10 protein-coding genes are annotated in these 13053 nt (G+C 62.9%); 3 read left to right on the forward strand and 7 right to left on the reverse strand.

What is annotated here, in order from left to right:
- Positions 1 to 254: 254 nt before the first annotated feature.
- Together ABD819_RS03350 and ABD819_RS03355 are read right to left on the reverse strand one after the other, a co-directional pair.
- The gene (locus ABD819_RS03350; protein ID WP_345120979.1) at positions 255 to 497 is read right to left on the reverse strand and encodes a hypothetical protein; all 243 of its coding nucleotides are present in this window, start codon (positions 495 to 497) and stop codon (positions 255 to 257) included.
- Positions 498 to 542: 45 nt separating this feature from the next.
- Positions 543 to 3593, reverse strand: a complete 3051-nt coding sequence (locus ABD819_RS03355) for a CheR family methyltransferase (RefSeq protein WP_345120981.1) — start codon at positions 3591 to 3593, stop codon at positions 543 to 545.
- 170 nt (positions 3594 to 3763) lie between these two features.
- Here ABD819_RS03355 and ABD819_RS03360 point away from each other — a divergent pair, with 170 nt between their 5' ends.
- Positions 3764 to 4780, forward strand: coding sequence for a chemotaxis protein CheB (locus ABD819_RS03360; protein ID WP_345120983.1), 1017 nt, complete (start codon positions 3764 to 3766; stop codon positions 4778 to 4780).
- A 24-nt stretch (positions 4781 to 4804) separates the two neighbouring features.
- On the opposite strand, the gene ABD819_RS03365 is transcribed toward ABD819_RS03360, so the two are convergent.
- Positions 4805 to 5176 carry an STAS domain-containing protein gene (locus ABD819_RS03365; protein WP_345120986.1) on the reverse strand — a complete coding sequence of 124 codons (372 nt, stop codon included), beginning with the start codon at positions 5174 to 5176 and terminating at the stop codon, positions 4805 to 4807.
- Between the two features lie 731 nt (positions 5177 to 5907).
- Here ABD819_RS03365 and ABD819_RS03370 point away from each other — a divergent pair.
- The gene (locus tag ABD819_RS03370) at positions 5908 to 7701 is read left to right on the forward strand and encodes an ABC transporter ATP-binding protein (protein WP_345120988.1); all 1794 of its coding nucleotides are present in this window, start codon (positions 5908 to 5910) and stop codon (positions 7699 to 7701) included.
- An 84-nt stretch (positions 7702 to 7785) separates the two neighbouring features.
- Here the strand turns inward: ABD819_RS03370 and ABD819_RS03375 are convergent, their stop codons facing one another.
- From ABD819_RS03375 to ABD819_RS03385, 3 genes are all read right to left on the reverse strand, one after another.
- Positions 7786 to 9834: a T9SS type A sorting domain-containing protein gene (locus ABD819_RS03375; RefSeq protein WP_345120990.1), complete on the reverse strand. Its 2049-nt coding sequence runs from the start codon at positions 9832 to 9834 to the stop codon at positions 7786 to 7788.
- A 99-nt stretch (positions 9835 to 9933) separates the two neighbouring features.
- A complete protein-coding gene (locus ABD819_RS03380) occupies positions 9934 to 10764 on the reverse strand; it encodes a polyphosphate kinase 2 family protein (RefSeq protein ID WP_345120992.1) in 831 nt (276 codons plus the stop codon).
- Positions 10765 to 10809: 45 nt separating this feature from the next.
- Positions 10810 to 11529 carry a VIT1/CCC1 transporter family protein gene (locus ABD819_RS03385; protein WP_345120994.1) on the reverse strand — a complete coding sequence of 240 codons (720 nt, stop codon included), beginning with the start codon at positions 11527 to 11529 and terminating at the stop codon, positions 10810 to 10812.
- Positions 11530 to 11646: 117 nt separating this feature from the next.
- Between ABD819_RS03385 and ABD819_RS03390 the strand changes: the two genes are divergently transcribed.
- Entirely contained in the window at positions 11647 to 12357 is a 711-nt protein-coding gene (locus tag ABD819_RS03390) for a Dps family protein (RefSeq protein ID WP_345120996.1), read from the forward strand.
- Positions 12358 to 12446: 89 nt separating this feature from the next.
- Here the strand turns inward: ABD819_RS03390 and ABD819_RS03395 are convergent, their stop codons facing one another.
- Positions 12447 to 12923, reverse strand: a complete 477-nt coding sequence (locus ABD819_RS03395; protein ID WP_345120998.1) for a low affinity iron permease family protein — start codon at positions 12921 to 12923, stop codon at positions 12447 to 12449.
- Positions 12924 to 13053: the final 130 nt, after the last annotated feature.

The following is a 13053-nucleotide window of genomic DNA, read 5'->3' on the forward strand; positions in this document are numbered from 1 at the left end:
GCCGCCGGAACGATGGTCAAACAAACCGTTCACGCGGCCGAATTGGAAATTCGGGGTACACGTGCTGCTGGCGTTCACGCGGCCGAATTGGAAATTCGGGGTACACGTGCTGCTGACGTTCAGGCGGCCGAATTGGAAATTCGGGGTACTCGTGCTGCTGGCGTTCAGGCGGCCGAATTGGAAATTCGGGGTACACGTGCTGCTGACGTTCAGGCGGCCGAATTGGAAATTCGGGGTACACGTGCTGCTGACGTTCAGGCGGTCGAATTGGACGCCACCGGAAAAAAGGAATCGGCGAGCCAGATAGTCTCTTCCGTTTCGATGGGGTCGGTGCGGCGGGCATCGAGCAGCCAGTTGCCGCCCTGGTGCTGGCGGGCCAGCACCAGGGCGGCATCGTACGACTCCTGCAATTCGACCAGAATGGTGGGCCGCAGCCAGCGCATGAACAGGATGTGCAGGTCGGGGCGGTACTCGATGGCATCGCTTTTCAACAGCATGCGCGTAAGGATTGGGTGCGTAACCGGGCGCTGCCGGCCAAGGTTTCAGGCAGTGGGGCGGGCCGCTGGCAGGCCCGCCGGGCCGGCCCCGGCTTCCTGCATACCCAGCAGCAGCCAGCCCGTTTGGGCCCCGTGGCTGGTGATGGCCCGGCCGTAGAGGAGCAGCGCCCGGGGCCCGGCCCCCGGGAAGGTAGCCGTGAACTCGAAGTCCTCGAACAGCTCGTCGGGGTGGCGCAGGGCTTCCTCCAGGCGCTGGGCCAGGGCGGGCTGCTGCCAGGCCCCGCCGTCGAGCTCGCGCAGCGGCAGGCCCTTGATGCGGGCGGCGGTGAGCCCGAAAAGCCGGGCAAACGCCCCGCTGAACGCCAGCACCCGCTGCTGGGCGTCGAGCACGAGCAGGGGCTCGCGCATGGTTTCCACGATGCTCTCGGCAAAGCGGGTACTGGCCTGAAGCTGGGTTTCGAGATTCTTGAGCGAGGTGATGTCGGTGAAGGTGATGACGGCCCCGCTGATGTAGTTGTCGAGGGTGCGGTAGGGCAGAATGCGCATGGCGAACCATTCGCCCTGGGTGGTTTGAATATTGGCCTCCACGGTCACCAGGCGGGCGAGCACCTGCCGCACGTCGTGGTCCAGGTGCTCGTAGCGCAGCGAGTTGGCGAAGTGCGTGACGGGCCGGCCCACGTCGGCGGGCAGCAGCGGGATAATGCGATGCACCGGCGGCGTGAAGCGCTTTATCACCATATCGTTGTCGAGGAAGATGGTGGCGATTTCCGTGGCGTCGAGCAGGTTTTTCATGTCGTTGGCGGCCTGGCTCAGCTCCTCGGTTTTGCTCAGGTACTGCGTGTTGAGGGTCATCAGCTCCTCGTTCAGGCTCTGCATTTCCTCCTTGTTGGTCATGGCCTCCTCGTTGGTGCTTTGCAGCTCCTCGTTGGCGCTTTGCAGCTCTTCCAGGCTGCTTTCCATCTCCTCAATGGTGGTTTGGAGGCGGTGCCTGGTGTAGTGCAGCTCCTTTTCCAGGGTCGGCACCTGGGCATCGGGGCTGCTGCCGGCCGCGGGTTTGCCCAGGCGCACCTTGCGGGGCGTGGGCTGTTCCTCAAACACCACCAGCAGCAGGCCGCTGAGCTGCTCGCTCTCCTCCAGCACCTTCACCGTGAGGCGCAGCAGCTGCACGCCGGTATCGAGGTGCAGCTTCACGTTGTCGGCCACCACGTGCTGGCGGGTGGCGGCGGCCTCGTGCACGGCCTCACTCAGCTCGTAGTTGAGCTCGGCGCGGGCCATGTCGAAGATGTTCATGCCGCCGAGGCCGGGGGCGGGCTCCAGGTAGCGGCCGGTGCGGCCGTTCACGTACAGGATTTCGCCTTTGGCGTTGATGACCACGGCGGGTGGCGTGTACTGGCGCAGCAGCACGCGCTGCACCAAACCGGCAAATGCGCCCTCTTTGCGCGAGGAAGTTGAACTCATGGAAGCAGAAGCGGGGGCCGGAATGGGTTGCGTGTGCTGCCGGGCCAGGGCAAACGGAAAATTAGCCACCCGCGTCACCGACGACGGCGTTTCGGTGCGGCGCGAGAGCTTCCACTTCACGTCCAGGGGCTGAAACATTTCCTGAAAGCCGGCCAGGTTTTCGCTGGGCCCCAGAAACAGCAGCCCGCCGGGGTTCAGGGCGTAGTGGAAAACCGGAATGAGGTTCTTTTGCAGCTCCGCGCTCAGGTAAATGAGCAGGTTGCGGCACACCAGCAGGTCAAGTTTCGTGAAGGGCGCGTCCTTGTTCAGGTCGTGCAGGGCAAACACCACCACGTTGCGCACCTCTTTCCTGATGCGGTAGCCGCCCTCGGCCGGGGTGAAGAAGCGCCGCAGCCGCTCGGGGCTCACGTCGGCCGCGATGGTTGCGGGGTAGTATCCGGCGCGGGCCAGGTCGATGCCCTCGGCGTTGATATCGGTGGCGAAAATCTGAATTTTGAGGTACTTCGCACCCTCCACGTCTTCCAGGCATTCGAGCAGCGTGATGGCCAGCGAGTAGGCCTCCTCGCCCGTGGAGCAGCCCGGCGCCCACACCCGCACGGTGCTCTTGGCAGGCTTCTGGCGCAGCAGCGGCAGCAGGCGCTGCCGCAGGTGCTCAAACGCCTCCCGGTCGCGGAAAAACTTAGTCACCCCAATCAGCAGCTCTTTAAACAGGGCCAGCACCTCGGCGGGGTTTGCCTGCAGGTAGCGCACGTAGTGCGTAAACTCCTGAATCTGGTGCGAGTTCATGCGGCGCTCAATGCGCCGGAACACGGTGTTGCGCTTGTAAAACGAAAAGTCGTGCCCGGTCTGGGCCCGGATGAGGTGAAAGATTTTCTGGAGGGCGTGGGCCGGCTTCACGGCGCTTTCGGGCTCCTCGGGGCGGCGGGGGCGCGCGCCCGGGTGGCGCACGAAGTCCAGCAGCTTGGCCGGCAGCTGGTCGGCGGGCAGCACGTAGTCAACAAACTCGGTGGCCAGGGCCGCACGCGGCATCGAATCGAACTCGGCCGTTTCGGGGGCCTGCACCATCACCATCCCAAAGTTTTCCATCACCATTTTCAGCCCCAGGCTGCCGTCGGCCCCCAGCCCCGAGCACACCACGCACACGGCCCGCTCCCGCGCATCCTTGGCCAGGCTCTGGAAAAAGAAGTCGATGGGCAGGCGGCGGCCCGGCGGCTGCGTCGGCACAAACAGCAGCAGCATGCCGTGCAGGATGCTCATGTCGCGGTTCGGCGGAATAACATAGACGTGGTTGGGGCGCACGCGCAGGCCATCGGTCACCTCCAGCACGGGCATTTTGGTGAAGTGCTGCAACACCTGCGTCAGCTCCGATTCCTGGTCAGCCGAGAGGTGCGTGACCACCACGAAGGCCATGCCGCTGTCGGCGGGCATGGCCCGCAAAAACTGCTCGAACGCCACCAGCGAGCCCGCCGAGCCGCCCAGCCCCACCACCGGAAACTGGTCGGCCGGCTTGCCGGGCCGCCCGGCCTCGCGCAGCAAGGTGGGCGTGAGGGGCTCGTCGGCATCGCGCGGCAGGTCGGCGGCGGGCGTGATGACAACCGCGGACTGGCCGGGAGCGGGCGGAATTTCGTTGGATTGCATAAGCAAAAGAGTCGGCGGGACCACACGCGGGCCGGCGCGGCCTCGTTTCGGCCCGCTCCGCTAAAAAGCCGGACTAACCGAAGGCTGACAAATTTACCCCAAAAAGCTCGCCGCGCGTCCCCCTTCCCCTTTGCATTCGCGTAAAGCCGCTAACGTCTTTTTCTTTCTTCATGCCCGCTCCCTCCCATCTCATTGTTATTGGCACCTCGGCCGGCGGCATGCCCGCGCTGGTGCGCCTGGTGGCCCAGCTGCCCGCCACCCTGCCCGCCGCCGTGCTGGTGGTGCAGCATTTTGCGCCCGACTCCGACGGGCAGCAGCTCGTGGACCGGCTGGCCAGCCACACCCAGCTGCGCTGCCGCCTGCCCACCGATGGCGAAACCATTGAGGCCGGCACCCTGTACCTGGCCCCGCCCGACCGCCACCTGCTGGCCAAGGACGGCAGCATCGGCCACCTGCTGGTGACCAAAGGCCCCCGCGAAAACCACTACCGCCCCGCCGTCGATGCCCTGTTCCGGTCGGCGGCGGTGGCCTACGGGCCGCGCACGGTGGGCATCGTGCTCACCGGTATGCTGCACGACGGCACGGCCGGCCTCGAATTCATTAAGCGCTGCGGCGGGGTGACCATCGTGCAGGACCCCCACGAAGCCGAGTACCCCAGCATGCCCGAAACCGCCCTGCGTAACGTCGACATCGACTACGTAGTGCCGCTGGCCATGATGGGGCCCTTACTGGAGGAAATAACCCACGGCGCCGTGCCCCAGGCCCAGGCCCCCATCCCCGAAGACCTGAAGCAGGAGGCCGCCATCGCGGAGCGGGTGGTCGGCAACACCGAAGCAGTTGCCGCAATCGGCCATCAGGTGCCCCTCACCTGCCCCGACTGCGGCGGCAGCCTCTGGCAAGTGAGCGAGGGCCGGCTGCTGCGCTTCCGCTGCCACACCGGCCACGCCCACACCGCCGACAGCCTGCTGAATAAATCCCAAAAAAGCCTGGAGGAAACCCTGTGGGTGGCGCTACGCATGATGGAAGAGCGCAAAAACCTGCTCAGCAGCATGGCCGAACGGGGCGAAGCCCCCTACCCTGAACACCAGGCCGAGCGGCTCGAAGAAATCAAAAAGCACATCAACCGCCTGCGGGAGTTTTTGCTCAACGGCAGCGGCGGTGGCGCCGTGCCCCCGCCGCCGGGGTAGCAGGTGGTGGCCTGGGGGAGCAGCCTAGGCCAGGTGCTGATGGTAGCGCCACTGGTGCCAATGCGCCTGCCGGGCGGCGTCGAGCAAGGTGGGTACGATGCTGAGTGCCGGCCCGGCCTCCTGGGCCAGCAGCACCTTTTTCACGGGTTCCGGCACGTGCACCAGCACCAGCTCGGCCCGCTGCTCGCGGAGGCAGTGGTGCAAACGCCAGAGCAGCCGCGCCGCCTCGGCAGACAGCGACTGGAGCATCCCGCAGTCGACCCACACCGCCGCCTTGCCGCTGCGTTGGGCGCACTTCAGCTGGTGCGCCAGCGCCGTTTCCAGCTGCCCTTGCTGGGTGGGGGCCAATATGATGAGGTAGCTCTCGGGTAATAGCTCGTGGTATACAACTGACATAGCGAAGACAACAAGTTGATAACAAACAGCATACCAGCCAACCAGCCGAACAGCCCGGCCCGGCATCGAGGCTGGTTCGGATTAGTACGCCTCGGAATAATTGACAGCATTACAAATTTATCCACCGCCGTGCAGGAAAGCTACCGCATAAGTACGGGTTGTTGCCGGGGCAAATACTGATATTTATGCGTCAATAAATGCTATTTTCATTAGCTTCCAATCGGTAGTCGTTGCTGCTGCCGCCTGCATTTATGTGGCCCCAATCGCCCGGCTAAAGCATTGAGCCGGGCTTCACGCTTGGCCATGCCAGTAGGCTTGGCAGGTTTTGCTGCTTTGCGGGCACCCTGCCTTTTGCCGTCAGCCGTTCACCTGCCCTCCCAATCCAGCCCCTGTTTTATTTACTGCTGTTACGCAGCAGGATGTAGCGCGGACTTTGTAGTCCGCGAGTCTGCGCCGTGTAGTGGTTGTAGCGGCGCAGACTCGCGGACTACAAAGTCCGCGCTACATCCCCCGAGGCGCTTTAACAAGGAGCGTGCGTAACAGCAGGTATTTATGAGCCCTTCCGCACGCAGCAGCATTGGCTGGCCAACGGCATTCCGGCCATTGCGTTTCTGGTGGGGCTATTCTGGCTGCGCCGGCCCACCGCGGCGGTGCTGGCCTGGTTCCGAACCATTGCCATCCGCCGGGGTTGCTAGCCCATTGGTGGGCGGCACTGGCTTTCTTTGTGCTTCATGAAAATTCTATATACTTACCTGCGCAACTACTGGCCGCTGCTGGCCCTGGCCCTCGTGCTGGCGGCCGTCAACCAGATATTCTCGCTGCTTGACCCCTACATTTTCCGCAAGCTGGTCGACCATTTCGTGCCCAAGAACGGCGGCGTGGGCGGGCTGCTGAAGGTGCCGTTCTGGCCGTTTTTCCGGGAGGCCATCCCCTACATCGGCATGATGCTGGGCGTGGCCATGGTGTCGCGCATCGCCAAGAACTTCCAGGACTACTACGTCAACGTCATCACCCAGCGGCTTGGGGCCAAAATGTATTCCGACGGCCTGCGCCACTCCCTGGAGCTGCCCTACCAGGTGTTTGAGGACCAGCGCTCGGGCGAGACGCTGGGCAAGCTCCAGAAGGTGCGAACCGACGTGGAGAAGCTCATTCAGGCCTTCGTGAACGTGCTGTTTACGTCGCTGGTGGGCATCATTTTCGTGATGTGGTACGCCATCACGGTGTACTGGCCCATTGCGGCGGGCTACTTCATCACCATCCCGCTGCTGGGCATCCTGAGCTTTGTGCTGAGCAAGCGCATCAAGGTCATCCAGCGCACCATTGTGGCCGAAACCACCTCGCTGGCCGGCTCCACCACCGAGAGCCTGCGCAACATTGAGCTGATAAAAAGCCTGGGCCTGGCCCAGCAGGAAACCGAGCGGCTGAACGGCATCACCAACAAAATACTCAAGCTGGAGCTGCGCAAAGTGCGCTACCTGCGCTCACTGAGCTTCGTGCAGGGCACGTTTGTGAACCTGCTGCGCAACACCATTATCCTGCTGCTGCTCTACCTGCGGGTGCAGAACCACATCAGCCTGGGCGAGTTCTTCTCGTTCTTCATCTACTCGTTTTCCATCTTTGGGCCATTGCAGGAACTGGGGGCCATCATCGGCATCTACCGCGAAACCCAGATTTCGCTGGGCAATTTCCAGCAGATTCTCGACACCCCGAAGGACGTGAAGCCGGCCCAGCCCAAGTCCGTGGCGCACATCGACAACCTGGCCTTCGACCACGTCAGCTTCAAGCACCTCACGGCCAACAACCAGGCGTTGTCAGACATTTCCTTCACCACCAGGCTCGGCCAAACCATTGCCTTCGTGGGCCCCTCGGGCTCGGGCAAAACCACGCTGGTGAAGCTGCTGGTGGGCCTCTACCCGCCCCTGTCGGGCCAGATTCTCTACAACGGCATCCCCGGCAATGAAATCGACCTCGACGAGCTGCGCGAGCAAATCGGCTTTGTGACGCAGGACACGCAATTATTTTCCGGCACCATCCGCGAAAATCTCCGTTTCGTGGCCCCCAACGCCACCGACGAGGAATGCCTGCTGGCCCTGCGCCAGGCCGCGGCCGATACCCTACTGTCCCGCGCCCCGCTGGGCCTCGATACCGTGATTGGCGAAGGCGGCGTGAAGGTTTCGGGCGGCGAAAAGCAGCGCCTCAGCATTGCCCGCGCCCTGCTCCGCAAGCCCACCCTCATGGTGTTCGATGAAGCCACGTCGGCCCTCGATTCGCTCACCGAAGAGGAAATCGGCAAGACGGTGCGGGAGCTGTCTGGCTCGCGCCAGCACATGACCATCCTCATCGCCCACCGCCTCAGCACCATCCTCCACGCCGACCGCATCTTCGTACTCGAGCGCGGCAACGTGGCCGAGCAAGGCCGCCACGACGAGCTTCTGGCCCAAAAAGGCCTCTACTACGCCATGTGGCGCCAGCAGATTGGCGAGCGCAAGGAAACGGCCGAAGAAGCGGTGGAGGCACTACGGTAGCCGTCCGTCATTGCGAGCGTAGCGCTGTCATTGCTTCGTCGCACCTCCTCGCAATGACAGCGCTACGCTCGCAATGACAGCCGATTACAGCTTTTGCAGCCGCCCGCGCCGCACGGTGCGGCCATCGGCCCACTCCACCTGGTACAAACCCGTACGCAGGCCACTTACATCAATGTCATTGGGGCCCGCCACCAGCTCAAACCGCGCCACCGCCTGGCCCAGCACATCATAAAAAGTGAGGCGGCCGGCCTGGGCCGGGCCGCTCACCTGCAGGCGGTCGGCCACCGGGTTGGGGTATAATGCCAAGCCCGTTTCGAGCCCCGACACGGCCAGCAGACCCGAGTAGCTGGTGCTGCCGTCGCGGTCGCCCTGCCGCAGCCGGTAATAGCGGATGCCGGACAGCAGGCGCGGGTCGCGGGCCTCGTAGCTGCGGGGGCGGCTACTGCTGCCAGCGGCGGGCTGCCGCAGCACCTCTGTCCAGCTTTTATCACCCTGTTCCTGGGCCTCCATGGCGAAGTAGGCGCTGTTGCGCTCCGTGGCCGTGCTCCACGCCAGGCTGGTGCCTGAGCCAGTTACGTAGCGGGCCGAGAACGCCGTCAGCTCCACGGGCAGCGGCCCACAGCCGGAGGGCGTGGGGGCCGCAGTAGGTGGCAAAAACCCGGTGCAGGGGTTGGTGGCGCTAAAGGCAAATACATCCTGACCGGCCGCAATGTCTGAGTTCGTGCTCAGCGTCCGCTTCACGGCAGTGGGCGCGATGGCGAAATGCATCACCGCCGTGGGCATGATAATGTGGTTTAGCTGGGTGCCGTGGCCAAGCTCGTGCAGGGCCACGCTTTCAAAATCGAACTGCCCGGCAGGAGGTGTCCCAGTGCCATAGTGCCAGGAAATGGCATCGCTGAAAGTATAATCCGTTTCAACCAATGAAAACTGAACCAGGCTGCCCACGAAGCAGCCCGAATAATACGAGGTAGCGGCCGCCAGTGTGCTGCCGCCCAAGGTCCCAAATCGCACCACGTTCACATTGTCGCCCGCGGTGGCTTCGGGAGCAGCAGCGGCCCCTACCACCCGGCGCAGCGGCGTGGCACAGGCCCACGAAGCCAGCGCCCGCTCGAACGAGGCCGGGGCGGCGGCTACCGCCGTTAAGCTGGGACTATACCTCAGCGTATAGCCTCCCTGTGTATCATCGTTGACGAGTTTGGGACGGGTGGGCGTGTCGCTGCCGGTCTGCGTGACGTTGCTCAGAGCGTAAGTTACCGTGAGGGACGCTGGGCTAATGCCGGTTTCAATGGCATCATTTATTACCCGGAAGTTACCCGTGCCGGCCACTTCGCCGGTGGCAATCACTAACGACGGCACCCGCACCTGAATCTGGGTATCGGACCACGAGACATAATCAGTAGGATTCGCCCCGGCGGAGCCGCCCCCGCCATTGTTAGCGTTCGGAAACTCTACGCGCCCGCTCCCTCGCGCCGTGCCGAAATTCGAGCCGTTAATAGTGAGCACGCTCTCGGTACCGGCCGTGAGGCTGGCCGGCGCAAAGCTGCTGATAACCGGCTGCGCCGTGGGCCGGGCCACCGGCAAGGCTCCCGCCAGCGCGGCATTGGGCCGCACGGCGCGCCAGGCCTGGCCGGCCAGGGCCACTACGGCCGGATACAGCGCCCCAGTGATGGAAGCGTAGCGGCCAAATGGTTCGACAGCCGTGCGGTCGGCCAGGTCGTAGCGCACAAAGCCCTGCGGCCCCGCTACCAGCCGGAAAGTACCGGGCAGCAACGGGTTGGGCTCCAGCAAAAACAGCCCCTGCTGCTCAGGAGCCAGCGTAATGCTGGTGCTCACCACCTCCCGCCGCAGGCCCACCGTGCCGCCAGCCTCGGCCAGGCGCAGCAGCACCGGCTCCGTACCCCGAAAAACCTTATACACCGTGAGTTCGCTGATGGTGTAAATGTGGCCGTTTTCGCTCACCGCTTGCTGGGTCCTTACCCCGGCCTCAACGATGAGGGTTGCCGTTGCCACGCGCTCGGCCAGCGGCGTGGGAATCAGCATGCACGCTTCCTGGGCCTGGCCGGAGCCCGCTAGCCCTAGCAGCACCAGCAAGACCACCACCCGAACCCTCAATGAAGTAAAGCCAATTTTCATATAGTAAAAAAACAATTATTTTATATTAAATCAAACCCTGCCCGATTAACTCCCAATTAAGCAGCGCAGTAAAATGGCCATTCCTGGGGTAGTAGTCCATCATATTATTACCTGCTGCTTGGGGTCGAAATTGATGGGGCGGGGCTTGGGGTTCATATCCTCCAGCGCGGCCACCACTATTTCGATAATGGCCAGGTCGCGCACCCATTTGCGATTGGCGGGCACCACAAACCACGGCGCGGAATCGGGCGAGCAATGGCGTAGCGCATCCTCGAAGGCATGCTGGTAATCGTCCCAAAGCGCGCGCTCCTTGAGGTCGTTGGGGTCGAATTTCCAGTTTTTGCCGGGGTCATCGAGGCGCTCCTGCAGGCGCTCGGCCTGCTCCTGTTTGGAGATGTGCAGGAAAAACTTGAGGATGCGCGTGCCGTTGTGGGTCAGCAAGGACTCAAAGTTGTTGATGGCTTCGAACCGCTGCCGGGCCTTTTTGTCGTCAACCAAACCGTGCACGCGGGTTATCAGCACATCTTCGTAGTGCGAGCGGTTGAACACGCCAATATGGCCCTGCTTGGGCGTATGGGCATGAATGCGCCACAGAAAATCATGGCTCAGCTCTTCCTGCGACGGGGCCTTGAACGTGGCCACCTGCACCCCGGCCGGGTTCACACCCGTGAGCAGGTTCTCAATCGCGCCGTCCTTGCCGCCCGTGTCCAGGGCCTGAAACACGATGAGCAGGCTGCGCTTGTGCTCGGCGTAGAGCAGCTCCTGTAGCACGCACAGGCGCTGCCGCAAGGCCAGCAGCCGGGGCCGCGCCGCGCTCTCGCTCGGGCGCTTGTGCGCAAAAGGCGTGGCCGCGTCCGGGTCCACGGCAGCCAGCCGAAACGACTTGCCTTTGACGCGTACGGCCGGGGTTTCGGGTAGTTTGAATTTCATAGGCCGCTAAGCTAACCATACTGGCCGTGACTGTCCTTAGTTACGCTACCCGCTCACCAGCCGCGCAATGCCAAAGGCGGCGGCGGCGGCCAGCGTCCCCACCAAAGCCATTTTGAGGGCCCCGGCCACGGGCGGCTGCCCGGTCATCCGGCTTTTGAGATAGCCAAACACCGTGAGACAGACCAGCGTGATGCCCGCCGACCACGCCAGCCCTTCCGTGGGCGTAGCCGTAAAAAAATAGGCGCTGAGTGGAATCAGCCCGCCCACGGCGTAGGCCGAGCTGATGGTAACGGCGCTTTTGGGGGCCTGCTTGGGGTCGGGCTCTTCCAGGCCCAGCTCATACTTCATCATGAAGCGCACCCACTGCTCGGGGTCGGCGGTGAGCTCCTTGAGGGCCAGCTGGCGGGTGGCGGCCGAGAGGCCCATTTCGGCCAGCAGCTCGTCTACTTCGGCGCGTTCCACGTCGGGCACTTCGTGCACCTCGCGGCGCTCGCGGCCCAGCTCGGTTTCGTAGTGCTCTACCTCGGTGCGGCCCGCCAGGTAGCCGCCCAGGCCCATGGCAATGCTGCCGGCCACTATTTCGGCCAGGCCCGCCGTAATCACCAGCCCCGACGAGGCTACCGCGCCGCTCAGGCCCGCCGCCAGGGCAAACGGCACCGTCAGACCATCCGACAGGCCAATCACCACATCCTGCAGCATGGCCGAGCTGGTGAGGTGGTCTTCGGGGTGCAGGTCGGGCGCGGGCTGGGTAATGGACTCAGACATACAAGGAAATTTAGGACGGGGAGATTAACCCGGGGTGCTGCTTTACGTACGTATAACTAGTTTTTTCGACGCCGGTTCTATCCGGTGGTTTTCACTCACTTCATTCGCCCCATCCCCATGGCATCATCCGCCAAAGCTGCCCCCAAAAGCTCCGCCTCCCCCAAAAAAGCCGCGCCGGCCGCCAAGGCTGCCGCCGCTCCCAAAGCCAGCGCCAACGGCAAGGCCAACACCGGCAATGGGGCCGGCAGCAACGCCGCCGTAGACATTCAGCCCCGCCTGAACCAGCAGCAGAACGCCCCCGCCCCTACCCAGCGCTACGGCACCGTGAGCCAGCGCCTGCCCATTGGCCTGGGCGAAAGCACCCGCCAGGGAAGTGTGACCATGCTCAACCAGCTGCTGGCCGACACCATCACGCTGCGCGACATGTACAAAAAACACCACTGGCAGGTAGTAGGCCCTACTTTCTACCAGCTGCACCTGCTCTTTGATAAGCACTACGAAGAGCAGTCGGTGCTGGTCGATGCCATTGCCGAGCGCATTCAGATTCTGGGGGGTGTAGCCGTGGCCATGGCCCACGACGTGGCCGAGCTGAGCAGCATTCCCCGCGTGCCGCGCGACCGCGAAGAACCGCCCGTACAGGTATCGCGCCTGCTCGACGGCCACCAGCGTATCCTCAAGAACTGCCACGACTACGCCAGCAAAGCCGACAAAAGTGGCGACGATGGCACCAACGACCTCATTGTGAGCCAGCTGGTGCGCACCAACGAACTGCAAGTGTGGTTCGTAGCCGAGCACGTAGTGGATTCGCCGCTCATCCAGGCTGAATAGGGTGTTCATTGATTTGATTTACTAAAAAGCGCTGCCGCATTAGTTGCGGCAGCGCTTTTTGGTGTTCCCGGAATTGCCTCGTCCCGACCCTATTGCGGCTCATCTTCGGTCCGGGCCTCCACTTTTCCGCTCTCATTAGTCTCTGCTTCTTCCACCGAATGCGTCTGGCCCAGGTTGCTGTCCTTTTTGGCCAGTTCGGCTAGGGCACAATAGAAGTTGTGCAGCAGGTTAATTTCCTCTTCCGAGAAGTCCTGGGCATTAATGAGCCGGTTGCTGGCTCCGGGCGTGGCAGCTATCAGCTCATTGAGCTTGAGGTGCAGCACCAGCGAATCCTTATTTTGGGCCCGCTGAATAAGAAAGACCATCAGAAACGTGACGATGGTGGTGCCAGTATTGATAACCAGTTGCCAGGTTTCAGAATAATGAAAGTAGGGCCCGGTTATGCCCCAGGCCAAAATAATAGCCACTGCCGTCGTAAACGCCACGGTGGAGCCCGAAAAATGGGTAATCCGCTCAGCCAGGCGACCAAAAAAGGAGCTTGTTTCGACATTATGGATGGTATGCATGACAGGAAAGTGAGTCTTTGGATAGCAGAAACCCCGATGGCCTCCGCAATGCCACAATATAACACCCTGAATAGTGGGCAATTGATGAAAAAGGCAGCCAGAAGGTTGTACGGCCGAAATCCGCCGGCTA

Origin of the sequence: Hymenobacter antarcticus (assembly GCF_039539545.1) — a bacterium.
Lineage (GTDB): Bacteria > Bacteroidota > Bacteroidia > Cytophagales > Hymenobacteraceae > Hymenobacter > Hymenobacter antarcticus.